This is a genomic window from Paenibacillus sp. J31P13, from assembly GCF_056269295.1.
Genome location: NZ_JBWDNR010000003.1, coordinates 532,723 through 558,364, shown reverse-complemented (window position 1 = coordinate 558,364; position 25,642 = coordinate 532,723). Strand labels below are relative to the sequence as shown.

Genomic DNA, 25,642 nt, shown 5'->3' with positions numbered 1-25,642 from the left:
ATTTTTTTACATTATTCAGCATCATAATGGATTCGTCATTTATAAATAAAAGTCCTTTGATTTGAATGCTTAATTCTATTTTTATTAGAAATAACTCTACTCCTTTTTAACAAGCAGCCTCCCCAGATCGTAAACATAGTTAGCCTCTTCTTGCGTGAATACATCTCCAACTGCAATCCTCTTATCGTCTCCTAGCAGGGCATAGGTATTACCCTTATCCCCTAGAATCGCCAGCTTTACTGATTCGCTTACGGATAGGTTTCCTTCGCCCCATGAATATATAGTAAGGTCAGCGAATTGCATATGCAGTCCTTCGAACTGAACCACAAATTCATCAACACCATCCGAATTCAAATCGATTAAGTAGGGCTTGCCCCAAGCTTCAAACGTCAGCCATTGATTATTTTCGCAGTCATAGACGATGTAGATAAAGCTTCCAGGTCCGTTTGCAAATAATGCAATACCTCCTAATAAGAGAAGACCTTGATCCAGGTCAGGAAATGTATGCTGCAACACATACATCGTTGAGCCTTCAATAGAGGGTATCTCCATCAACTCATTACTAATTGAAAAGTATGTATCACGGTATCGAAGCAACCCATGGAAAGGTTCAATCGTTTCTTCCTCTTTCATTGGTTCTTGGTAAATAAGTAGATCCACTTTTTCCCGATTGATCATGCCAAATGGTATTTCCTTAATCCAATTCCATTCCTCTTTTGGTTGAGTTGTTTTCAATGCGTCCATTTGGAGTGCTGTAAAATCTAGTGACACGGAGTTTGGGAAAGAAAGCTTGGCGATTTCTGATGCTGCGGTTGCTGTTTGCATTGGCATTGGCATTGGCATTGGCGTCACTGTTTTATCAGTAGAGGCATCCTTTGGTTCTGTAACCTGAACTTTGCTGCAAGCCGCTATGAGCATTATTGCTCCAATTACTAAACAGATTCTCCACACTGAAACTTCACCTCCTCACACCTACACGCATATAAAATAAACGAGAAAGAAGGAGTGAAGGTTTCCAAATTTAGTTTTTTTAGCGCATATCTTCTAAAGTCATATCCTTAAAAATAAAAAAAGAGCAATCGAGATCTCGCCTCAAATTGCCCTGTATCCATGTTCTGTAATCGAAACTTTTTTGCATGATTTCACTGTAACTTCTATAGCTTAATACCCTATGTCGGTAATGTTACTCAGATCCAACTTCAAGGAAACATCCGTTTCCACTACCCCACCGTAACCGTAATCCCTCTCTCAGCCTGCGGAGTGATAATCGATACTACCCCGCTTTCCGAGCCCAGGTAAGGCCGAAGCTCAATCAGACATGAATCCGCTCCCGATACGACTATGCTTTCCTTCGAGAGCAAGGCAGCACGGGGATGGAAAATTAACGTTTCCTTACCTGATGGTACATACTCCATTTTCAAAATACCCGTATCATAATCATAATGGTATCCTCCAAGTACTCCACCTGTTGCCTGCGGATAAGCCCGCTTCAATACTTTTGCGTATGGCGTTTCCTTGAAGCCGTCACACCAGCACCAATACGTATTGCTCCAAAGGTATTTTTCAAAAATAGAAATGAGTGACTTGGTTAGCTCAAAGGTCGCAGGATGGTTAGTGAATGCCCCCCACTCCCCTATCAAAGTCGGAACGTTTAGCCGCTCCTGCACCTTTCGATGCGTAGCAAAGATTAAATCGACACGATCCCCATTATAAATCTCATAATGCTCTGTATCCACAACCAAATCATAACCATGAGGGGCGTACACCTGATGATGGACGACATTTCCCTCCGCGTTTTTTACAAGCTCCAACCCGGATTCTATGGCCATATTTGAGAAATAGCTAGTTTCAAGCATTAAAAATCCGTCGCCATCAACCGAGCGAATCGCTGCCCCCGTTTTTTTGAAAAAGGGAGAGAGAACGTCACGCTCAAATTTTTGTGAAGGCTCCTTCGCGCTTTCGACCAGCACCTGATAAATAGTCATGTCTGCCATACCAACGAGTATCTCTTGCTTCTTCTCCTCATCAAACCAGAGTGCGGAGAGCTGCTCCATATCGACCTCACTCGTTCCCATGACGGTTTGAGCATAGGCAGCGATAATAGTGCCAAACACCTCCTGCCCGCTTGATCCTGGGTAAGGCTCGTTCATCATGTCGTATCCAATAATATTGGTACAATCGCTAAAATACGCTGCTGCATGCTTCCACATCGCCGCATAATGATCCTGTAATCCTATACCATCGGGGGCTGGGGCGTTGTCCCAGAAATAATCCATGGCACGATTCAGTGCAGGGCTTTCCAAGTAAGCATCACTCCAAATTTGTCCGACTACATGAGGGAGACCGTCCGTAAACGTTGCCCACTCCGGAGCCCCGTCCGCATAGAGAGAGCTATACAAATCCTGATGCATATCGAGAAAAACATAGATATCGTTTTGTTCAGCCCAAGTCATTTGCTGTTTGATTTTGCTCAGATATTCATCATCATAGACACCCGGTTCGGGCTCCACACCATCCCAAATCAAGCCCAAGCGGATGACATTAAAGCCCTGCTCATGAAACCACTTAAATAGACTCTCATCACATGGGTCCACATATCCTTTCGACTTTTCCTTGCAGACCAAGTTTACGCCATTCAAAATAACCTGTGCTCCGTCTTCATTAACAAAACGCTGTCCATCCGTTGATAGCTTTTTCATTTCCACTCACCCTTCCTCATCCTCTGTTACAGGAATATAGATCTCAATGTAGTGCTTGTTGTACTGATTATATAAATTGATCTCCAGTGAATTTCCGGCGATCTTTAAGCCTCGTTTATGGATGAATGCTTTCATTTGCTCGTAGTGCTCATCTAATTGGGTGTAATCCTCTCTGCCGATTACTACATATTTTCTTGCACAAAAGCATGGCTCTACCTTTTGAAATACGCCGGTATCATCCTCCATCGGAAAGGTGGACAAAATACCATTATTCAGATAGCTGTGATAATGACCAGCGATAAGGTTCTCCATCGATACGATAGAGATGATATGGCAAAAAGCGATCCATTCCTTGTGGGTACTGATTTTATTAACCTGCTCCTGTACCTTGCTTCCAATCTTCTTATCGGTGCTCTCCATGATAGAATCGGTTAGAAACACCCAGCTGGGATTGCTTTTTACAAGCTCAATAACATCCGTATCCTCGAACCGTTGAAACTGATCCTTCAGAAAATCCAGCTTTTGAGACAGATGCTTTAAATAGGTCAGCTGCCTGTCAATATCCTTCTGCTTGTTAGAGAGCAGCTCGCGCATATCATTTAGACTATCGTCTGCAAGAAGGACTTGAATCCGTTCAATAGGAACATCCATTGCTCGCAGCATTCTAATCGTGATGAGGGAATCGAACTGTTCCAGATAATAATAGCGATAATTGTTGACGTCTCGATCATGGGAAGTCAGCAGCCCGATCTTGTCATAGTAACGAAGAGTATCAATGGGGATACCTAGAATATTGGATACCTCGCCAATTGTAAATTTCAGTTTTAAATTCACCTAATTCGGTCCTCCCCTTCTAGCAAAGTTACTAAATGCGGATATTTCTTCTTCTTTCTTCTTGTCAAATGGATAGAAAAACATCGGGATAAGTCCGATAATGATAGCCATAAGCGGGATCAGCCCTGTAGCCAATCGAATACCGAATACGGCAGAATCAGACTGAGCTTCAGCAAGACCATCGTAACCATACGCTCCGATAACATTGATAAAGATGACCGTCTGCAAGCTGGAGAAGGCAACAATAAACAACGAAAATAACCCGTTAAAAAGTCCTGTTTTCCGCACACCGGTTGTACGCTCGTTCTCATCAATAATGAGCGCGCCCATCGGTGATATCGCCGTTTTAATGTAGTTAACTGTAAACACGATTAAAATATAGGAAGCTGCTACCGTCCAAATATTATTCGCGAAAAAGATTCCGCCGTAGCCAAGAACGGCTGTGATTGTTCCCCAGTAAACGCTCGTTTTTGTTCCGTATTTTTTGACGATGAATCCCATGACCGGCAAAAACATGAGAGCGATTACATGGGTGCTCACGTCGACAATCGTAGCAGTGAGGCCACCCGAATTTAGCACATCATCCATAAAGTAAAGGTATGGTGTGAAGTAAAAGCCGATGGGGCCAATCGTAATGATGGAGTAGAGGATATAGGTGAGAAAAGGACGAGATTTGATAATTTGCCAGGATTCCCTCCAAACTTCTTTCGTTTCCATGTGTTGTGTATTTAGCGTTTCATACATCTTTGCATCATCCCTCAGCCCCCTCAAAGCCAAGGTGAAAAATATCGTTTCTACCAGAATTACTCCCGTAAAGACCGGAATAATCACCTCACGCTTTCCGTCGCCTACGAGCAGCAAAGTCGGAATCATCGTAATGAGAAAGGACATCCCTTGCGAAACGTAGTTTTGGATCACGCCGACATCAATACGCTCTTCTTTGGTGGGAGCAGCGATCAAGGTATAGGATTGGTAGGCCACACCGTAAGCTGTTGCTGCCGTATCGTAAATAAATAACTCTATCGTATAAAGAAGAAAGATCTGCCACTGATCCCAAGACGGACTGGAGAGCATCATGAGAAAGGAAGATATAATCATAAAAGGCACAGTCACACGCATGATGTAGACATATTTTCCGCGCTTCGGACGATGCCTCATTTTATCAATCCATACGCCTATCATCGGATCGTTAATGGCATTCCAAATATTATAAATAATGTACACCCAGCCCACATACTTCGGACTGAGCCCGATCATATCCGTGTAGTATTTGATGAACACATTATGGATGAGAACGCCGCCGACCGAAAGCACAGGTCCGGGGAGAGCTAATCGCCATTTTTGCCCTAAGGTCAGCCCCGTACTGGTAAAGCGAAAAAGTCCCCGAATAGAACGTACTGCTTTCCTCAAGAGCAACATTCCCTTCTCCTAAGCAGTTCTCTCATCAATGGTTCTCTACACTTCTCATTCTTATTGTTTTTTTATTATAAACGATGGAGTTACTCCAGCCTCAAGGGGAATTTTCAAAATAAAAGCACGGCTTTCCCATACAAAAAACTATGAATTTCCGTGTATGGCATACAATTTGCGGTATGCCGTAGGCGTCATACCCTCATGCTCCATAAAACGCTTATTGAAATAGCTAACGCTTGGATAGCCAGCCTCTTGAGCGATCTGACCGATGTTGGCATCCATCCTCTCAAGAAGCCATTGCTTCGCTGCTTGTAGACGGCATCGTGTAATGAAATCCATCGGAGTCATCCTCGTTGCACCCCGAAACAGCTTGCAGAAATAGTAAGGAGTCACACCCAGCCTATCTGACCATTCCTCCAATATAAACGGTTTTACCGCTTCCTGCTGCATAATCGGCAGCATCTCCATAATACGGTCACCAGGGGTTAGTCCCTTGTTCCGGTTTAATGCAACAGCCTGCTCTACGAATATCGTCAACACCGTATAGGTAAGCATGGATAAATGAACGGGATGAAGCATGCGATGCGTTTCAGCTTCATTCAGCAATTCTTCATGGGCTTGCTCCCAAGCAGCAGGCTGACGAAGTGTCCATAACTGACTCTTATGTAGTCCCTGCTCAAGCAAATATTCATGAAGCCCGTTTCCCCCGTAAAAGTGGAACCACCTAATGTCCCACGGCTCATCTTTACTGCTGTAGTAACGCTGCTTCTGCAGCGGGAAATAAAGAACAGCCTCTCCTGCTCGCAGCTCATGAACGACGCCATCCAGCTCAACAAAGCCTTTACCCGAAGCGACATAATGGACGTTGAAATTATTCAGCGCCCCCGCTTCTCTGTATACGTTATGTTCCGGATGATTGCGATAATAGCCGATGGATTCAGGGAAGCAAAAGTATGGCATATTCGGAATGGTAAGCAATAGACTCTGTCTTTGCAATAGGAACACCTCAATGACAATATTGTTTTAAACGACTGCAAAATAATATTATTTTCATTTTAATTTGTATGACCTATAATCGCAATATAATCATAAACTCATAAATAAAGCGAGGGTGAAGACATGAGTAAAAAGTTGAAATGGGGCATTATGGGATGTGCTGCAATTGCGAAGAGAGCAGTCATTCCGGGCGTGCATCTATCTGCATTAAACGAAGTCGCCGCTATAGCGAGCCGCGACGGGGATAAGGCTAAACAGACTGCGGAAGAGCTTCATATTCCTACCGCTTATGATAGCTATGAAGCACTGCTGGAAGATGACTCCATTGACGTTATTTATATACCGCTTCCGAATCACCTGCATAAGGAGTGGACAATCCGCGCAGCCGAAGCAGGCAAGCATATTTTATGCGAGAAGCCTCTTGCTCTAACAGAGCGTGAAGCGATAGAAATGGCTGAAGCGGCTGACAAAGGCGGCGTTCTTCTCTCCGAAGCGTTCATGTATCGCTATCACCCGCGCTATCAAACGATAAAAGATTTAATTGCCTCCGGTGCCATTGGCGAAGTACGTGGAATCCGCAGTGCTTTTACATTCAATAGCTCCTCGAATAAATCCAATGTCCGTTATCACAAGGATTGGGGCGGCGGATCGATCTACGACGTAGGCTGTTATCCCATTAATGCAGCTCGACTCCTTCTTGGCAAAGAGCCTGAAGCTGTCACAGTAAACGCCTTGTTCTCGCCTGAGTATGGCGATGTGGACATGATGGCTTCCGGACTGGTCGAATTTGAGGGATCAATTGCTCTTACTTTTGATTGCGGCATGTGGGCAGCCTTCCGGAATCCACTAGAGGTGCTTGGCACTGACGGGATCATTGAGCTCCCTTCTGCCTACCTAACGCCAACGCCTGAGAGCGGCAGCATCTTCCTCACTTCTAATGGGGATCGCAAAGAAATTGAAGTACCGTATGTGAACGCTTATACCGAACAAGCGGATCATCTTGCTCGTGCCATTACAGGAGGCAAACCTTTAGCCTTCTCAACTTCTGATGCCATTAACAATATGAAAGTAATTGAAGCCTGCTTATTGTCTGCTCGCGAGCGGACAAGAGTTGAACTATAAAATAGAAGACTTAGGAGGTTACAACGGCTATGGAATACTTAACTGTACAAGGATTAGAAAAGCCCGTATCCCGGTTAATGAAAGGTTCTGACTACTTCTTCCATCATAACTACGAGAAAGCTGCTGCAAACTTGGATGCGTTTCTTGCCATTGGCGGCAATTCCATCGACTCGGCTCATATTTACTGCGGCGGGGAAAGTGAAGAAGTAATAGGACGTTATATGAAAGAAAGAGACAACCGCGAACAATGGGTCATACTGACCAAAGGAGCACATCATGATCAGAATGGACCTCGCGTAAGCCGCGAAGCGATTCGCAGTGATTTGACGAAAAGTCTGGAAAGACTGCAAACGGACTATATCGATATGTATGCGCTGCACCGTGATGATCCGGCCGTTCCTGCCGGTGAGGTTATTGAAGCATTAAACGAACATATCGCTTCAGGTGCTGTAAAAACGATTGGGGTATCCAACTGGAGCTGGCAGCGCATTCAAGAAGCAAATGACTACGCCGCAGCTAACGGTTTGGTCGGCTTTTCCTTCAGCAGCCCTAACTTCAGCCTCGCAAAAGCGAATGAACCATTTTGGGCTGGATGCGTATCTGCTGATGATGAAACTTGCGCTTGGCATGAATCCAATCAAATTCCATTGTTTTCATGGTCTTCTCAAGCCAGAGGCTTCTTCACTGGAAGATTCTCTCCGGAAATTCGGGACAATGCGGATTTAGTCCGCGTCTTCTACAGCGATGGAAACTGGGAGAGACTTGAGCGTGCCAAACAGCTTGCCGAGCGTAAAAACGTAACAGCCATTCAAATCGCACTTGCATACGTGCTTAATCAGCCGTTCCCTACCTGTGCCTTAATCGGCGCTCAATCACTGGAGGAGCTTCGCTCATGCGATGAAGGCTCGCTCATCCAACTGACAAGAGATGAGTTGGATTGGCTTGATCTGACATCAGATAGCAAGCTGAATATTTAACTATATTTCCATAACACTCATGCCAAGAACTCCGTCCCGATAAGGACGGAGTTCTTCTATTATTCCGCTCCGATCATTAGCAAATCCCCTACCTCATTATTTCGGTTATTTTCTATCATTTATATTCGTTAATAGAAACGATTATATAAAAAAAAGGATTAAACCCGCTGTCTTGCCAGCGGGCTCAATCCTTTTTTGACATTTCATATCTATATTATGAGCGCTTGAAAATAAGGAAGCCGTCATCAACTGGAATGGTTTGTCCATTAATGGCCGATGCTTCATTGGAGAATAGGAAGCTAACAACGTCAGCTATCTTTTCCGGTTGAATGAGCTTTTTGCTTAGATGCTGATCAGCAAGGAATTCTTTGAAGCCATCTCCATCCTTGATAATCGGTGTATCAATAAACCCTGGGGCAACAGCCACGACACGAATACCATCATCAGCAAGCTCTAGAGCTGCCGATTTTGTCATCATGACAACCGCTGCCTTTGCTGCTTGGTAGGCAAAGCTGCCCTTTGCTGCCATATAACCGAAGATCGAAGCTGTGCTCACAATGATTCCTTGCACACCAAGTTCTTTCATCTTTTTGGAGGCATAATAGATACCAAGGTATACACCAAACTGATCAACGGAGATAACGTGATTGAAGTATTCTGGTGTGTGCTCCTCGAAGGAGCGTACATCGCCTACACCGGCATTGTTAAAAATACCGTCAATCGTACCATGTGTCTCCACCGTTTTGTCGATCATATGCTGCACATCTTCTACTTTGGATACATCAGCACGAATGTAAGAGGCTTGTCCGCCCGCTTGCTTAATCATTTCAGCTGTTTCTTTCGCCGTTGCTTCATTATAATCGGAAGAAACAACGATAGCTCCTTCAGAAGCCAGCTTGAGTGAAGTAGCACGTCCAATCCCGCTTCCTGCGCCTGTAACAACCAATACTTTGTTTTGCAGTTTCATGAATTTCACTCCATTTCGTTTTTATTACTGCCCCATCATACCGCCGTCTACTGTATATAGTGAGCCCGTTACAAACGAAGCTTCATCGGATAAAAGGAAGTTCATAACCGCAGCAACCTCCTGAGGTTCACCATAGCGTCCCATTGGAGTAGCAGCTTCATTAGCTGCTTTGAATGCTTCTGCGCTTCCAAAATTGTTTTCAATTTTACGCATCATTTGTGTATTTATCGTACCCGGAAGTACCGCATTGACACGTATGCCATGAGGGGCAAGCTCATTTGCTGTTACGCGAGTCAAGCCGACCACGGCATGCTTGGACATAATGTAAGGAGACATGCCAGGCGCGCCCATCAGTCCTGCTAGAGAAGAAGTATTCAGAATAGCTCCGGATTTTTGTTTCTTCATAACAGGAATGACATAATGCAGACCAAGAAACACGCCTCTTACGTTTACGTTGTACACAAGATCAAGCGCTTTGACGCTTTGCTCTTCGACAAGCCCCGCAGGACCCTCAATTCCGGCATTATTTGCAAAATAATCAATGGTTCCGAATTTCTCTACTGCTTTATTTACGTAGTTCTGAACATCTTCCTCTTTCGAGACATCAGCCCCTACAGCTAGAGAGTTAGAATCATTTAAACCCAAGTCCTGAATGACATTTTTTATCGCTTCTTCGTTCAAATCGACCAGAACTAGATTAAGCTTACGATCTGCCAACCGGCGAGCGAGCTCTTTCCCTATGCCGCCTGCGGCACCGGTAATAACTGCTGTCTTAACTTGTGATTCATTCATTATATATTCGCTTCCTTTGAGTTGAATTGGTTGTGCCATGTTTCCTAGAAGAAGAGAAATCCTCTCTCTATCTACTAGGTTACACCACAATTATTTAGCCCTTCAATAATCAAAAACCATGATAATGTCAGCTATTCAACAGTCAGTCCGCTAGTGTTTCCTCTTCTTTTAGATATTGAACATTCTGGGCTCTTTTGTTACCTTTAGGGTACTCACCAGTCGAGATCCTTATTTTATTGAAACGTAAGCATTTCTTTTTTTATAATATGTCCAGTAAAGAATAATACTAACAAGATCATAATTGGGGGCAGATTCTATTGACGCTGGAAGAAAATGTAGACAGAAGGGCAAGAAGAACTCGCCAAGCTTTGAAATCAGCATTCGTTGCACTCATTTTGGAGAAGGGGTATGATGCGGTCACGATTTTGGATGTGGCCAACCGAGCAGATTACAACCGAGGAACCTTTTATAAACATTATTACAGTAAAGAGTATTTGTTGAAGGAAATTCATGATGATTTTCTAAGTGGTTTTGCGTTAACGCTATTGGATCCCTACGAAGGGATGGAGCGAGTTGAAGCTACGATGATCTATCCATCCAGTTTGAAACTATTCGAATATATTGAGAAGCATAAAGATGAATTTTTGGCGTTATCGAAGGTCGAACGAGGAAATATGACGGTTGAACTTTTCGATCGACTACGGGAATCCATGCGGGAGGATATGCATATTGAGATGGAAGAAAGTGATCCTCCCCTCGACTATGAAATTATGCTGAGTTACCGGATGTCTGCAACGGTTGGGGTCATCATGCACTGGGCTGAGACCAGCTTCAAGTATTCAGCTAGCTATATGGCAGAACAATTAACTACGTTAGTGAACGGCAAAATGGACTATATCGTATTTAAGAAATAAAACATGTTTTATAATAAAAAAAATTCACATTGAAATGGAATAACAATCGTCTAATTTAAAATCTATATAAACAACAAAAGGGCAGGAACCGCCATATATGGTGGATTTCCTACCCTTTGCTTATTCAATATTCATAATCTCCCTGCTTCTCCTGATCTCCAAGCACCTAGTTGCCTTCGTCCATATAATATTTGCGTATAAAATAAGTCGGTGTACAGCTCCATGCATGACAGTAGCTATTGATTAGATTACTTCCGTAAGGCGATAGCTTCTTATCGTTTGGATTGTACAGCTCCCAGAATGTATCTGCGCCATCCTTAATCATCTCACCCCAGTAGGCCCGCATCTCCAACAGCGCCTTCTCCTTTTTCCCGCACAAGATCAGCGCTTCAATCAAGTGGTGATAAAGGTACGGTGTTGACATCGAAATTGCCGGCGGCTGCTCAAATAAGCGATCAAGCAATGCTGAACTTTGCCCCGCATCCAGAACCTCAGCCAGTACCATCCAAATTTGAGAGGCCCAAGATACCTGGGCATTGGGACCGCTAATAAAGTAGCCTGCCTCCTGATCCCAAAGATGCGTAATTGCCGCCTCAGTCGCTTGTTTGATCGCTGTGGAGATAAAAGTCCGCGCCTCGCTGTCACCCAACTCCGCAGCAATAGCCAAACCTCTCTTGAGGCTATAGATCAGGACTGCTTGCGCACCTGCTTGCTTATTCAGTTCTTCATGCCAATCGAGGAAGCAATACCAAGTATCGTCATCCTTGACAATGCCTCGTTCATCAAGCCGATGCAAGCCAATGTGTAGCTGCTCCATCGCGATGGGCCATAACGCAACAAGCGTATCCCGATCCTTCGTTGCTTCATAATAGTCATACAATGTAGCAACGAAAAATAACGCGTAATCATATAAATAGATGTCATCGACAAACGGGGCAGGCTTCTCATATAAACAAGCGCCTACCTGCCCATCCTCAAGCAGCATTCCACCAAAGAGATAAAGGCATCTTTTGACAAGATCATTGCTGTTGAAGGTTTCATAATTAGCGAGCGCCTGAAGACGCAGATCACCGATCCAAAGTCTTCGGTCCCGCTTCGGTCCATCCTCGAAAACGGTATGCATGCAATCCTGAAGCGTCTTGATTCCGATGCGGTCCATCGTTCTCAGCTCCTCGGATAAATGATTTGGCAGCGGTTTTACCTGTGCAATATCTCCTGAGGTTACGGTGGTGCAATATATTTCCGGAATCGAAATGCTGTAGCGCTGTGAAGTCGCCAATACTATTATTTTCAAATAACGAAATGTGTAACGTCTCGGCAAGGTTACTGTCCCTGGCAGCACATCGATATTTATTACTTCGTCTTGCAACCATGAACGACTCAGCCAACCTTCGTAATCATCAAAATCTTCAGCAATCTCACAGGGCATTTCGCCGAAAATTAATTTCAAGCGAAGCGGCGCATCGGCATTGCTGTTAACATTGTTAATCGAAAATGAAAGATATCCAACATGATGATCCCCGAAATCGAGCGTGATGCTGTCGCTTTTGTTTAACACGCGATCAGCTAGCTCTTCGCTAGTACCAACCCGCTTTGTTCGCCATCCCTGAAACGCAGTTGGATCCTTCTCCACATCAATAAGGCAGGCAGGATAAACCTTTTTCTCATACAAATGAGGAATGAATGTCTCTGCCAACTCCACGAAAGGCTGATTCACCTGTTTAGTTTTCATTTTTGTTCTCCTATTCCGTAATTATTAAATTCTTCAGCATGTCTTCAGTCAAAAGAAAACGGGGGACTCTCCCCCGTCTAGCAATCATCCTTTCACGGCTCCCACCGTCATGCCTCCGACAAAATACTTTTGCAAAAATAAAAAGGCAATGAGCAGCGGCAGCGCGCATAAGAAGCAAGCTGCAAACAGAACGTTCCACTGCGTCGGATTTTGCTGATCACCAAGAAAGCCGAGCATCGCCAATGGCAATGGGGAATCCGCAGCTTTGGAAATAAAAATCATATTAAAGAAATAATCATTCCATATCCAAACACCCTGCGTAATGACGACAGAAACCGTTACCGGGATCAGCAGCGGAAATACAACAAGCCAGAATCGGCGGAAAAGCCCCGCACCATCGATGTGAGCCGCCTCTTCCACTTCTTCAGGTACGCCGCTTCGAATGAAGCCCGTGTACAAAAACGTAGAGAATGGAAGACTGCACGTAATAAACATCAGAATCGGCGTGTACTGTGAAGTCGGAATATGAAGCGAATTAATCATCTGCACGATCGGGATGAGCACCATTTGAGAAGGTACGACTAAGCCCGAGAGAAAAAACAGGTACAAAAATTTGCTCCATTTAGTTTTGAGCCTTGCCATGGGATACGCTGCCATTGCTGCTAGCAGCACGACGAAAACGACGGAAATGCCGGTAAGCACAATACTGTTCATAAGTGCTTCGGTGAAGTGCATGCGCTCGAAGGCTGTACGGTAGCTGGCAAAGGACATCTCGCTGAATAAATTAAGCGGATTTGCATTATTTTTCGGATCACGCAACGAAGTGGACAACGCAATAATAAGCGGAATCAAATTGACAGCCATGACTAAAATAACGCCAAGCTGGATGAGTGTCTTTTTTGTCAAAGAACCTATAGTCATGCCGACACCTCCCGTTTGTTCATTCGGATAACAAAGGCAGCCGTAAGCACAATGATTAGGGCAAAGGAAATCACGCCAAGCGCTGAAGCTTTACCGAAAAGCTGCTCTGTAAAGGCCATCTTGTAGATGGAATAAATCAAGGTATTGGTAGAAGTGCCTGGACCGCCGTTCGTCATGATGAACGGGAAATCGAAGGCTTTCAAACCATTGATAAGGCTCAACGTTACATTGATCGTAATCGCAGTCGCGAGCAGTGGCAGCTTTACATGCTGCAAGAGCCGCCAAGGACCGCAGCCATCCATTTTCCCAGCTTCCAGCAGGTCATTCGGAACCGTTTGCAGACCAGCAAGGAAAATAATCATCGTCGTGCCTATGTTCTTCCAAATTTCTACGAAGATAATCGCATATAAGGCAGTGGAATAGCTGCCCAGAAAATTCAAGTTGTCACCGTTTATTCCTAATTTATCTAGGAAGGTAGAGATCATGCCATAGTCCGGCATATATACATAGCTCCAAATGAAACCGACAACTATAGCGCTGAATAAGGTCGGAATATACGCCAAGGAGCGGTAAATCCCTTTTCCTCTAATTTTCATATTTAATAGTAGAGCCAGTGCAAGACCAATCATATTGCCCAGCACAACAGTTACTAATGTGTAAATCAACGTATTTTTCACAGAAATACCTAATGTATCTCCTTTAAATAGAGCTTTATAGTTATCGAGTCCGATGTAATGATAAGCTTGGGAAAAGCCGTTATAGTCGGTAATACTGTACTGAAACAATCTTAGAATCGGAAAGATCCAGAAAATCAGATAAAAAATGAGAGCCGGTATTGCAAAAAAGTACATTGATTTTTTCATTACAGTCGAATTCATGTTGCTCCATCCTCTCCAGCTAACCTCATCCCAACGGGGAAGACGGTTGTCTTCCCCCGATGCTACTCTCCAGTTGATAGGAAATTTTTTATTTATTTTTCCAAAGCTCTTGGAACTTCTCATCCATCGCTTTTGCGACATCTTCCGGCGTCGTTTTCTGTCCGCCGATAATTTCAGCGAATTTAGCTTGCATAACATCAGAAACGCCTGCTGGCCACATTTGATTGCTGAAATATACCGAATTTCCGTTTGTTTGATAGTTCTCGTTCACTTCTTTAAACAGATCATTCGTCAAAGGAACATCCTTGTATACGCTGATTGAGCTGTTTGATGCAACAAACGCCTTAAACAGATCCGATTCTCCATCAAATAAATAGTTCAAAATTTCCTTGGCAGCGTCTAGGTTTTTCGACTTCGCGTTTAGCGCATAACCTGCAGCGGTTGCCGCAGATACGAAGGTTGGTTTACCCGCATCATTGCCTGGAAGCGAAGCAAAGCCTCGTGTAAAATCAGCAGCGCCCTTAGAAGTCATGGAAGCATAATCCCATGTGCCTGTGAATGTCATTGCAGCTTTGCCATCGATGAACAATTGGGAAGCCTGCGCGCTGCCTACTCCAAGTGAATTTTTAACGACATAGCCTTTATCATAAAGCTCTTTGTACATTGCAATCGTTTTTACCCATTTTGGATCATTAAGTGATTTTTCTCCATTTTGAACCTTTACGTCAAAATCCATTTCATCAGGATATACAACGTTTGCAGCGATTGGATACATACCGAATTGAATCACCCATGGATCTTTATCACCAAGAACGATCGGTGTAAAGCCTGCATCCTTCAGCTTCTGGCAAGCTTCAAGGAAGGAAGCCCAGTCTTTTGGAAATTCAGTGACACCCACTTGCTCCAACATTTCCTTGTTGTAGTAAGCACCTAGGTAATCAAGGCCTTCCGCTACTCCGTATGGCTTGCCATCATAGGACATATCATCCTTTGCACCTGCACCGATATTATCCCAGAATTTCAAATCAGATAAGTCAGCAGCAAATCCGGCTTTAGCGAAATCGATGACACCGCCAGCTGCATTTTTAGGGAATATCCAAAAAATATCCGGTCCTTGTCCGGCTGCAAGCTTCGTGCGAACCGAAGTATTGTATTGATCATCGGGAAGCTTCTGAACTTCAAGCGTAATATTTGGGAATTTTTCCTTTACCAAGCGCGGCAACGTCTCCAGTTCAAAATCCTCTCCTTCTGAAGCTTTGTTGCCAGACATCATCATCGTCAGCGTAATAGGCTCCGAACCATCCTTGTCGACATTAGATGCCGGTGTATTCGTCGCATTTGAAGGTTCGTTATTGGAACTGCAAGCGCTAAGTAGAACGAAACAAAATACTAAAAAAGCGAGACCCATTGTTTTTACCGATTTCATTGTGCATTTCCCCCTGTTTTTATTGTTTGTGGCGTAGAATTGCTCTCACCTGCGATTTCATGAAACGCTATTGCCTTGAGCACACTTTTATAATAATGTGAGAAACAGTATAATTGCTTTGGCTAATTTGGTGCACTATTTTTAGATTAGACAAACTAGGAGGATACGTGTATGCTCTTTTTTAATATTAAAACCAAGCTATTTCTTGTTCTTGTGCTTGTATCGATTGTGCCGATCATCGTCGTAACCGTTAGTTCTTATCGCAGTTACACCAAACTTGTCAATGAGCAAACTTCTCTTGTCGCATCAACAACCATCAACAACTCGATAAAAAGCATCGAAGAAATTTTACAAAATATCGATCGAATCTCCATAACCGTGCTGCAGCAGTCCTCAACTGCAACCGCTTACAACACGGTTAGCGATGAGCTCAGAAAGCTGCAAAATACAAACAATCAATACGAAATTTTCACTATAAGAGCCAAATTAAAGCTAATCTTCGAAAACATTTTACTGGGTTATAATTATATTAATGGAATTTACTTATTTACACCCGATGGTAAATTCATCAGTTATGGGAATGGAACAGATTTAAATGTAGACTACATCCCTTTTAAAGATGAATGGTACAAACAGACCGTTGCCAGCAAAGGTGAGCTGTATATCGGTGAGGTTGGCATCAAACCTTATATCATTAATGCCAAAACATCTATTGGCTTTTCACGGTCTCTTTACGATCCCAATTCCAATGAATTTCTCGGCGTCTTTATGCTTGATTGCAGCATGGATATCTTTGCAGGCTTAAACCGTAATCCCGCACCAAGCATTTCAAACATTTATTTGGCTAATGAGAGTGGAAAAATTTTGTATGAAGGCACAAACCTTCATATCGGTGAAAATCTGTCGGATGAACTGCTGAGCAAAACACTTGCAATGACTAGCTCCAAGCAGCAATTCAATGACTCCACAAACTTAACGGTCATCCAAACGATTCCTAGCAACAACTGGAAAGTAATTGCTAATATTTCCGTTGCCAAGGTCTATGAAGAATACGGCATCTCGCAAAAGCTGATTATCTATGTATCTGCTTCCTGCGCCGTTATCTTTCTGTTCCTCTCCTTCTTCTTGTCCAATTTAATAACCAAGCCTATCATTCAGTTGACAAAAGTAATGCGCAAAAACAAAGCTCAACGCTTTGTCAGCATTAAAGCCGACAAGAAAAGAGTAGATGAAATTGGAATCCTATACCTCGAGTTCGACAAAATGATGAAGGACATTGATACGCATATTCGCGAAAGCTACCAAAATCGCATTTTGACAATGGATTCACAAATGAAAGCGCTCGAAGCTCAAATCAACTCCCATTTCCTATACAACACGCTTGAATCCATAAACAGCATTGCTGAAATTGAAGAGGTTGAAAGCATCGTTGTTATGACTAAAGCTCTAGGAGATATGTTCAGATACAGCATCAAGACTGATAGCGAATTAGTGGTCGCTGCTGAAGAAATTCAGCATGTAGACAACTATATGGCGATCCAGCAAATTCGCTACGGCGATAAAATTAAGTTTGAAAAACAGATTGAGGAACAAATTTTACATATGAAAATGCTGAAGCTGCTCCTCCAGCCGCTCGTGGAAAACGCAATTTTCCATGGGCTTGAAAACAAGCGAGGCAAAGGCAGCATTATGATCAAGGGTTATCAAAGAGAAGAAATGATATTCTTCGAAATTAGCGATGACGGCGTTGGCATGTCACAGGAGCAAGTCAAAGAGCTTAGAGAACTGCTATCCCATCCACCTGAATTCTCATCCATTGGCCAACGGTCGAAGCAAAGCATTGGCATCAAGAACGTCCACTCACGACTGGCGCTCTATTATGGCATGAAAGACGGCATAACCTTTGAAAGCGAAAAAAATATAGGTACAACCATCAAAATTGCAGTTCCGTCTAATTGGGAAAAGAGGTGACAATAACATGTATTCATTTATTATCGTAGACGATGAGCCCTTGATTCGTAAGGGATTACTCAAAAAAATACAATCATTCAGCCAGCAGTTGACCTTCTCTGGAGAAGCTGACAATGGCGCAGATGCAATAGATTTAATCAATCGTTTGGACCCGGATATTATTTTTACCGATATGCGCATGCCCGAAATGGATGGGAAGTCGCTGATGAAATTCGTTCATCAGCAATATCCTGATAAAAAAATGATTGTAATAAGCGGACACTCTGACTTCGACTACATGAAGGAAGCTATATCCGCCAAGGTGGTCAGTTATTTACTGAAGCCATTTAGTCGTGAAGAGATTCATCGCACACTGGAACAAGCGATCGAAGCCATTGAGAAGGATCGGACCGTTAAGCAGGAAGTCGTATTGAAAACAGCTGAAAATGAGCATATCAGCTATCATTCAGATATCCAATCCCTATTGAATCTTATCATCGGCTTTCATCAAAGAGACAAGCTTCCATCCTTTCAATCAACCCGATTAAAAGAGGTGCTAGCCTCGTCCTCTTACATTTTACTGACCCTGTATGCCCCGGATTCGAACGCGCAAGCAATTAATAAACTGCATCAGGATTATATTTACATCCCTCACTCCCAAAGTGACAAGCTAGCCTTCATGTTGTTGTCATATCAGGAGGAGCAGTCAGAGTCTGCTATGCTTGAGCATGCCAAACAAACAGCAGAACTGCTGATCGAAACGGTGAGCATCAGGAAAGGCCGTGAGGGCTGCGTAGGCATCAGTACCATCATTCATGATGTCAATATGCTGCATCAAGCTCACCATGAAACAATTGCCGCACTTGATCAACGATCAATTGCCGATTTTGGTCGATGCTACCAGTATAACAAACATAACTCGTTGCCAAATGTCATGCTGTGGGAAAGAACGTATGAACTGCTGTTTCTAATCGAATCGGGTCAAACTGTGAAGGTGAAGGAGCTAATACTCGATTTTTTCGCCTTTTATATCCGCCAGCCTGCCGTCTCGCTCGCTCAGCTAAAAGAACAGAGCAGAGATATGATACAGGAAGTCAAAAAAATACTATCTTTTTATTTGCAAACGCATGCTGACGGCTCACCGTCTTCAAGCTTGGAGTCGGTGCTGAACATATCCTTTGATCTTGATTCGATTCGGGAATACTTATTTACTGTCTTAACGAGTACCGCAGATTTATTGAAAGAAAGCTCTGCTTATTCATCCGAAAATGTCATCGATAACATTAAAACATATATACACAAAAATTATACTAAGGATTTAACGTTGGAAAAAATCTCGTCGCTCTTTTATCTCAATCCAAGCTATCTGAGCTTCCTATTCAAAGAAAAGACTGCGCAAAATTTCACTGACTACATTAACCAACTACGGATCGAACAAGCAAAGAGGCTATTAAAAAGTACCGATGACAAAGTATACAAGGTTGCAAAACAATTAGGCTATGATAATCCGAAATACTTTTTCCGTGTATTTAAGAAAATAACAGGATTAACGCCAGAGGAATTTCGTAAAAGGTAAAACGAGCAGCAAAAATAGCCTGCCCTCTTTCGAGGCGCAGGCTATTTTGTTACTTCTACCGACTAGGAAATCCGATCAACGATGATGCTATGGGTACGGAGAGCAACAGCAGCAAGCTCCGCACGTGTAATGGTGCTTGAAGGCAACAATTGCTGTGCCGGTGTTCCTTTGAATATACCGTATTTAATGGAAATTGCCATTGCAGTACGGTTGTCTTTGGTTATTTTCGCTGCATCCGAGAACCCTCGCAGCAAATCATTTATTTCCGCATCGCTCAGTACAATGTCTACTCCCGCATAGCGAAGAGCGTTAATCAGAACCACTGCCATGTCTTCTCGTGACATTGGTGCATCAGAGGCTAGCGAAGAGTAACTAACCAGCTTATGGTTAGCTGCTGCTCTCACGACAGAATCATACCATTTCATATCCAATGCATTCTTTTCCGGAGCTAGGCCAAGCACATTAAGTGCAACCATAAGTGTTTGGGCTTTCGTTGTTGGAGCTCCCGGTTGCATAGTGGATGATGTCACTCCGTTGATTAGTAACAAGCTGTTTGCCTTTGCTATTTCACCTGCATACCATGCTCCAGCTGCTACGTCAGTAAATACACGCTCAGAGGAGATAGCCACGTAAGTTCCATCTAAGGAAACAAGCGCTTTAATTACGACTTTTCCACTTGCATCCGTACTTATCCTGCTAGGCACTGGTACTAAGGTGCCATCATCGGCAACCCAAGCTAGAGCCGTAACCTTTTTGCCGATTTCTTTCTCAATCATAACAGCCACTGAAGCATAGGAGCCGTTCAATTTGCCTGTTTTGATACCCACAGGCATCCCGACTACCGTAACTCCCTCCATCTTAATATTATTTACTTTCGCCACATCCGCTGCACTTGCTGCTGTAATCGTTACCGCTGGTGTTTCCGTGCTAGGCGTACCTCCCCCTGGAGTAGAAGTAGAAGCAGTAATTGTAATGGTTAGTTTGTTGCTGTCTGTTACATTCCCATCAAAGGCCGCAGCCTTTGCTGCAATTTCAATGGAAGCTGCTTGTGCAGTTCCGCTAAATTGAAGAGCTGCATTTCTTCCTATTTCATCTATGGTGATGGATTCCAGCTTTAGGCCGCTCGCATTTGCAGCAAAGCTCCAGTTATCGATTTGGGCTGCAGTTGCTGAGAAAGAAGCACTATCGCTCTTAATGACCGCAACAGGATTTACTTGGCCTACAGTAAACTGGCTGCTTGAGGTACTGATTGCAGATTCGCTTTCAAATGCCAAGCTGTCTATCCGCAGATCAGCAGCTTTGAATACAACATAAAGATTGTGTTTGCCCTTCAGATTCGTGTTGCTTAGATCAGCATGAACATCTACATAGGCCAACTCCGTAACCGGAACAGATGCATTGGAAATCGTATAAGATTTAGTCTTCGTTGCAGGAACCTCGATCATTGCGATAGGCGCACTGCTTGGCGAATCCGCATGCAGGGTAATGATCCCACCTGCTGCATCGGAAGCAACCGAAGCATTAACGCTTTTAGTACCAGTCAAATCAACATTCGGTATGGCAACGTAAGAACCATTCTGCTTTGATCTAACCGCGTAATATCCACCGACAACCTTTTTCGCCTTCAGATTTTGCGCTGTGCGTTCTTTGGATACTTCATGATAGATGACTTCATTGGATGCGTATGCATGGTCAAACACATTAAAGGGCTTGTATACTTGCAGTGCAGCAATTTCATCGCCATTGATTTGAATGCTCTTCTCTCCACGAATTTCCTTGGAGGACGAACCAACCATCAACGTATAGTCACCATTTTCAATAATGAAGCTATCCTTATTAACATCCCAAATTCCAAAATCATTTGCGTCAACCGACAAGGAGACCGTTTTACTCTCACCTGCTGCCAGTGCTATTTTCTCGAATCCAACCAATTGCTGCTTAGGAGCTGAATGACCATAGCCTGATTGGTTATTTTTGATATAGAGCTGAATGACTTCCGACGTATTCACGGAGCCTTCATTTTTCACTTTGACGGAAACGGTAAAAGGCTCTTTCCCACTGGCACTCTCAGGCGCATTAAAATCGCTGTATGAGAAGCTGCTATAGGAGAGACCGAATCCAAATGGATACGTAATCGGTGCATTCGTATACATATAAGTAAGCTCAGATTCAATAGGATCAGCGTTGGTCATATCCAACGTAAAGCGCGGATCAATTGTAGCTAATGATGCTGTCTTATTGCCTTCGGGAATGACATATTTATTAATCGCCGGGAATGCAGACATGTCGGCATACCAAGTTGAAGTCAGACGGCCCGTTGGTGCATAATCACCGTACAGAACCTGTGCCAGCGCATGAGAATCATATTGACCTCCGTATGGCTGATAAACGATAGCGGAAACATTTGGATTGTTTTGGATTTCCTCCAAACCTACCGGGAAACTGCTTTTGACAACAACGATTGTCTTTTTACCTTGAGCAGCAAAGGCAGCAGATACCTTGTCAACAAGCTCATAATCGGCATCCCCCATATACAAGCTTGAGCGGTCATTGCCTTCGCCTGCGCTATGACGAGGAACCGCGCCAACGAATACAACGGCATAGTCAGCGGTTGTCGCTCTTGCCACTGTATCCTGACCAACTTCCTTCACGACCGTCTCTTTAAATTTCACATCTGCATTGCGAATAGCTGCATTTGATACATTTCCAAGGACAGCTGCCGCTGTCTTCAACTTTGCATCTGCGCCTGTTGTAATGAAGCGGCCATTAGAATAATACCAATTCGTAAAATCACCTGAAAAGCCGCTTCGATAACCATTAGTGACTAAAGATATGGTTTGATCCGTATTTGTCTCGATGCGGAGTCTTGGCGGAATCGCGCTCGTATTGCCAAGCATCGCTGCAAGATCCCAATCATTGTTCGTTAAATTTAATCTAGTTGCGTCTGTATTGCCTACAGCAGCGTTGTTAGCAGTAGGAGACGTTACCCATCGATTGTTTTTAAGTGATAGCAGACTGGAGCCTTCTTGCCCCCAATCGAACACTTCGAACAACTGAGCTGGATCTTCAGGGTTTAGCGGGTCCTCTGTCGTAACAAGCTGTGCCCCGTCTGCAATTACGGCTGGACTATAAACATTAGCCGTAACCGTCTGATTATTACTCATTGCGGTAAGCGCAATGACTTTGCCAGCAGAATCATAAGATACATGATTAGCTCCGTTAGCATTAATAATCGCAAGCAGAGGTGAAATTCCTGATTCAGGAAGAACAGGCGTTGTCCCTACTGAATAGGTCGTTTTGAATCTTGCATCTGCGTATACACCGGAAACAGCAGCTTTTTTATTTTTGACCAGCGGCAAGACGCCGTCATTTTTCAATAATACAATGCTCTCCTGTGCTGCTTGCAGTGCAACTTCCTGATGCTCCGGCAAGCTATAGGTCGCTGCTGTTACTGTACGCACATCCTTGGCATCCTGAGCAAATGGATAAAATTTTGGAATACCGTTTTCATCCACCTCATTAAAAATTCCGACACGGACCATCTGATTGACATGGGGCCTTGCAGCCGTAATCAGATCCTCGGCGGTGATGCCATACTCACCTTTGTTGACAAGCGCAACCAGGTCCGGCACATCCGCAGGCGTCGTACCTGATGGCCGCCCTGCATTTGCCTCGGCCAGCGCCATCAATACAGTCGCATGTGTGCGGTCAACAGCATAGTTGGCATCATAGCCGTTGCTAAGATTGCCTGAACTTGATACATGTGCATCTGCATTAAAGTCTGGCGAGCTATAAACGCCGTATTTGGAAAAATCATTCGCATGGAGCTGCAATGGAGATAGAATATTTGGAATCCCGTTGGTACGTCCATAAGAAGTCATAACACCCGCAATTGATCCAGATTCTAGACCCTTAAGCGGACTCCGTGTCTGATATTCGAACATAGACCTTGCACTAGCGCTGTTATTTGCACTCTCACGAAACCATTGTGCATTATAAACCGAATAATGCTTGGTTCCAACAGCCGCGCGCATCCAAAACCCCTCATCACTTACTGATTGATCAATACCGCTAAGACCAGAAGCCATCTGATTGATCAAGGTGCCTGCCATATATGGATCTTCCGAGTAACCTTCATCAAACCTGCCACTTAAAGGATTAATACGCATATCACTGACTACCGTAAACGCAACCGTCGCGGACGCATTTGCCCCCCCGTGGATATTGGATTCTCCCTGCTTCACCTTCAATAAGCTGATCTTTTCATTTCCCATCACCTTCCCAATATCAGAAAGCAGCTCCTTATTCCAGGTTTGTCCCATTCCTAACAGCGCCGGGAAATCAGTAGAAACACCTTGTACATTATCAGCTGCTGCCAAGGCGCCCGGAATGATTTTCCCTGCATTTGGCCCCTGCGTAAGCGTATAATGATTGCGTGATCCAGTGACATAAACCGCCGGCCCCTCTAATCCGGTATATTCAAAATAACGGTCCACATATGCGTCCAAATGCTCTGGATTACCATCAAACAACGGCATACCGTCGAAGACTCCTCCACTTTGTGTCTTAAATACAGTACTCTCTGCCGCATGTACTGACGGGAAGGGGCTTGCAGTGATACTCGTAACAAGCACCCCTGCTAGCACCAAAGACACCATTCTTTTTCCCCATTTATGCTGGGTTTTGTCGTTCATTTTGTCGCTCCCTTTCATTCCTTATTTTTGTAATCGCTTTCATTTTGATCCAAATTAATTATACATTTGCATCAGGTGTACTTTGTTTTTACCTTTTGGTGCAATAATTTTAGATTCGAGCTCATTCTTATCATTTGGACTACGGACAAAATATATGAAACTCAACTTTAATAGAGCTAAAATCATTCTATTTTTTTCACATCGGTATAATCCAAGGATGGATATTGTTTTAAAAATGGCTTATAAATAAAAATACATCGCCAAATGTCAATGACACTTGCAGCGATGTATTCGAAACTAATTAAGCTTTTATCATTATGGTTAGAGCACTCTTCGCTTCCAGCCCAAAGCTTATGCTATCAGCACCCGGCAGCTTCAAATCCACATTCTCTGACTTCTCACTGTCATTGAATAATACGATCGCAATCGATTCATCCGTATTTTTAAAGGCTACTGAGCGGATCAGTTCATTACTTGTAGATGACGCAATGCGTACAGCCCTTGGACGTATACATTTGCTAAAATGCGCCAGTGCATAGTAATCAAGTGTATACGTAAGTTCCTTAGTTCCCTGATCAATTTTCACAATACCGCGACAGGTGCTTTTGCCGAATCCAGGTACAGCTGGACCATTATTCTCATCCAGTGCCATATTCCAAAGTACGAACGATTTGCTGTAGTTTCTAAGAATCTCAATTCCCGTACGCATTACATTGGAGAAAGCTTGCTCAAAAGGTGGTACCCAATCCCCGCCAGACCCTTCGGTGAAATGGACCTCCTTGCCAGGAAAAGCATCGTACACTTCGGTCTGAGCTGACGGTCTTCCGCCATACCAGTGCCATGCTACCCCATCAACCTCAGCATTCGCTTGTTCCAGAACGGCAGTAGGATAGTCGGGTTTATCCCAATTATGATCATAGCAGAGAATCTTGGCATCAATATTATGCTTGATGAATTGCGGCTTTAGATGATTTTTAATAAAATCAGCCTGCGCCTCCGGCAGCATGATCATGCCAGGATAATGGCCTGGTGAATACAGCGCCTCATTTTGCGGAGTAACGGCATAGATCGGCAATCCATTTGTTGCATATGCTTGAATATAACGGACAAAATAGTTGGCATAGACTGAATAATACTCTTTTTTCAGTTCTCCGCCAATCATTGATCCGCTTGTTTTCATCCAGCCCGGAGGACTCCAAGGTGATGCCATAAGCTTGATATCTGGATTTAATCGTACCGCTTCCTGTATCAAAGGAATAATATCTTCCTCGTCATGCGCTACAGAGAACCCCTTGAGCTCCTCGTCGGTTTCCCCAGCCGGCAAATCATTGTAGCTGTAAAAATCCCGTGCAAAATCGGATGCTCCCATCGGGTTCCGCAATACCGACAAGCCGATCCCATCCTTGGAATCGAACAATGCGCGCATAAGCTCGGATCTTTGATCCGATTCTAGTATTTGATTAATCAAATACGCGGAGGAATCCGTAAAGGAAGCTCCAAAGCCGTCCATCTCTTGATATGTCTGTTCTGCATCGATTGACACACTATTCTGTTCTCCATTTGAAGAAATAGGTGATAGCTGCTGCAAAGTCTTCTCTATAAATAGCTCCTCTTCACCATTTGAATGATAAATCGTTATGTTCGACATGTTGTTTCCCTCCAGGTTTCTATAAATATCTATTACATAGGCTTTAAAATAACTCTATTAGTAGAAGCCTCTTCCGAGGAAGAGGCCTCTTCTAAAATAAAAC

18 protein-coding genes are annotated in these 25,642 nt (G+C 43.7%); 5 read left to right on the top strand and 13 right to left on the bottom strand.

Features of this window, described 5'->3' with window-relative positions:
* Positions 1–96: 96 nt before the first annotated feature.
* The 5 genes from AC0YOD_RS13305 to AC0YOD_RS13285 all read right to left on the bottom strand — a co-directional run bounded on the left by AC0YOD_RS13305 (position 97) and on the right by AC0YOD_RS13285 (position 5,942).
* Positions 97–951: a hypothetical protein gene (locus AC0YOD_RS13305; RefSeq protein WP_475799775.1), complete on the bottom strand. Its 855-nt coding sequence runs from the start codon at positions 949–951 to the stop codon at positions 97–99.
* Positions 952–1,220: 269 nt separating this feature from the next.
* Positions 1,221–2,699 carry a cellulase family glycosylhydrolase gene (locus AC0YOD_RS13300; RefSeq protein ID WP_475799774.1) on the bottom strand — a complete coding sequence of 493 codons (1,479 nt, stop codon included), beginning with the start codon at positions 2,697–2,699 and terminating at the stop codon, positions 1,221–1,223.
* Positions 2,700–2,705: 6 nt separating this feature from the next.
* Positions 2,706–3,533 carry a MerR family DNA-binding transcriptional regulator gene (locus AC0YOD_RS13295; RefSeq protein ID WP_475799773.1) on the bottom strand — a complete coding sequence of 276 codons (828 nt, stop codon included), beginning with the start codon at positions 3,531–3,533 and terminating at the stop codon, positions 2,706–2,708.
* Positions 3,534–4,952 carry an MFS transporter gene (locus tag AC0YOD_RS13290; RefSeq protein ID WP_475799772.1) on the bottom strand — a complete coding sequence of 473 codons (1,419 nt, stop codon included), beginning with the start codon at positions 4,950–4,952 and terminating at the stop codon, positions 3,534–3,536.
* A gap of 138 nt (positions 4,953–5,090) precedes the next feature.
* Positions 5,091–5,942 carry an AraC family transcriptional regulator gene (locus AC0YOD_RS13285; protein ID WP_475799771.1) on the bottom strand — a complete coding sequence of 284 codons (852 nt, stop codon included), beginning with the start codon at positions 5,940–5,942 and terminating at the stop codon, positions 5,091–5,093.
* 123 nt (positions 5,943–6,065) lie between these two features.
* Here AC0YOD_RS13285 and AC0YOD_RS13280 point away from each other — a divergent pair, with 123 nt between their 5' ends.
* Positions 6,066–7,064 carry a Gfo/Idh/MocA family protein gene (locus AC0YOD_RS13280; protein ID WP_475799770.1) on the top strand — a complete coding sequence of 333 codons (999 nt, stop codon included), beginning with the start codon at positions 6,066–6,068 and terminating at the stop codon, positions 7,062–7,064.
* 29 nt (positions 7,065–7,093) lie between these two features.
* The gene (locus tag AC0YOD_RS13275) at positions 7,094–8,041 is read left to right on the top strand and encodes an aldo/keto reductase (RefSeq protein ID WP_475799769.1); all 948 of its coding nucleotides are present in this window, start codon (positions 7,094–7,096) and stop codon (positions 8,039–8,041) included.
* 214 nt (positions 8,042–8,255) lie between these two features.
* Here the strand turns inward: AC0YOD_RS13275 and AC0YOD_RS13270 are convergent, their stop codons facing one another.
* Both AC0YOD_RS13270 and AC0YOD_RS13265 read right to left on the bottom strand, forming a co-directional pair.
* Complete coding sequence (locus AC0YOD_RS13270; protein WP_475799768.1) at positions 8,256–9,008, bottom strand: SDR family NAD(P)-dependent oxidoreductase; 753 nt, start codon at positions 9,006–9,008, stop codon at positions 8,256–8,258.
* A gap of 24 nt (positions 9,009–9,032) precedes the next feature.
* On the bottom strand, positions 9,033–9,800 hold the full coding sequence (locus AC0YOD_RS13265; protein WP_475799767.1) for an SDR family NAD(P)-dependent oxidoreductase: 768 nt from the start codon (positions 9,798–9,800) through the stop codon (positions 9,033–9,035).
* Between the two features lie 317 nt (positions 9,801–10,117).
* Here AC0YOD_RS13265 and AC0YOD_RS13260 point away from each other — a divergent pair, with 317 nt between their 5' ends.
* On the top strand, positions 10,118–10,714 hold the full coding sequence (locus AC0YOD_RS13260) for a TetR/AcrR family transcriptional regulator (protein ID WP_475799766.1): 597 nt from the start codon (positions 10,118–10,120) through the stop codon (positions 10,712–10,714).
* Between the two features lie 166 nt (positions 10,715–10,880).
* Here the strand turns inward: AC0YOD_RS13260 and AC0YOD_RS13255 are convergent, their stop codons facing one another.
* From AC0YOD_RS13255 to AC0YOD_RS13240, 4 genes are all read right to left on the bottom strand, one after another.
* The gene (locus tag AC0YOD_RS13255; protein ID WP_475799765.1) at positions 10,881–12,446 is read right to left on the bottom strand and encodes an alpha-L-rhamnosidase-related protein; all 1,566 of its coding nucleotides are present in this window, start codon (positions 12,444–12,446) and stop codon (positions 10,881–10,883) included.
* Between the two features lie 84 nt (positions 12,447–12,530).
* Positions 12,531–13,367, bottom strand: coding sequence for a carbohydrate ABC transporter permease (locus AC0YOD_RS13250; RefSeq protein WP_475799764.1), 837 nt, complete (start codon positions 13,365–13,367; stop codon positions 12,531–12,533).
* On the bottom strand, positions 13,364–14,230 hold the full coding sequence (locus AC0YOD_RS13245; protein WP_475799763.1) for a carbohydrate ABC transporter permease: 867 nt from the start codon (positions 14,228–14,230) through the stop codon (positions 13,364–13,366). The genes AC0YOD_RS13250 and AC0YOD_RS13245 overlap by 4 nt, the downstream gene beginning before the upstream one ends.
* A 103-nt stretch (positions 14,231–14,333) precedes the next feature.
* Positions 14,334–15,671, bottom strand: coding sequence for an ABC transporter substrate-binding protein (locus AC0YOD_RS13240; protein WP_475799762.1), 1,338 nt, complete (start codon positions 15,669–15,671; stop codon positions 14,334–14,336).
* Positions 15,672–15,842: 171 nt separating this feature from the next.
* On the opposite strand from AC0YOD_RS13240, the gene AC0YOD_RS13235 reads away from it, so the two are divergent.
* Together AC0YOD_RS13235 and AC0YOD_RS13230 are read left to right on the top strand one after the other, a co-directional pair.
* The gene (locus AC0YOD_RS13235) at positions 15,843–17,642 is read left to right on the top strand and encodes a cache domain-containing sensor histidine kinase (protein WP_475799761.1); all 1,800 of its coding nucleotides are present in this window, start codon (positions 15,843–15,845) and stop codon (positions 17,640–17,642) included.
* Between the two features lie 7 nt (positions 17,643–17,649).
* Entirely contained in the window at positions 17,650–19,197 is a 1,548-nt protein-coding gene (locus AC0YOD_RS13230) for a response regulator transcription factor (RefSeq protein ID WP_475799760.1), read from the top strand.
* 62 nt (positions 19,198–19,259) lie between these two features.
* Here AC0YOD_RS13230 and AC0YOD_RS13225 read toward each other — a convergent pair whose 3' ends face one another.
* Together AC0YOD_RS13225 and AC0YOD_RS13220 are read right to left on the bottom strand one after the other, a co-directional pair.
* Positions 19,260–23,891 (bottom strand): glycoside hydrolase family 3 C-terminal domain-containing protein, encoded by a 4,632-nt coding sequence (locus tag AC0YOD_RS13225; protein WP_475799759.1) that lies wholly within the window; start codon positions 23,889–23,891, stop codon positions 19,260–19,262.
* Positions 23,892–24,192: 301 nt separating this feature from the next.
* Positions 24,193–25,539, bottom strand: coding sequence for a glycoside hydrolase family 30 protein (locus AC0YOD_RS13220; RefSeq protein ID WP_475799758.1), 1,347 nt, complete (start codon positions 25,537–25,539; stop codon positions 24,193–24,195).
* Between the last annotated feature and the right edge of the window lie 103 nt (positions 25,540–25,642).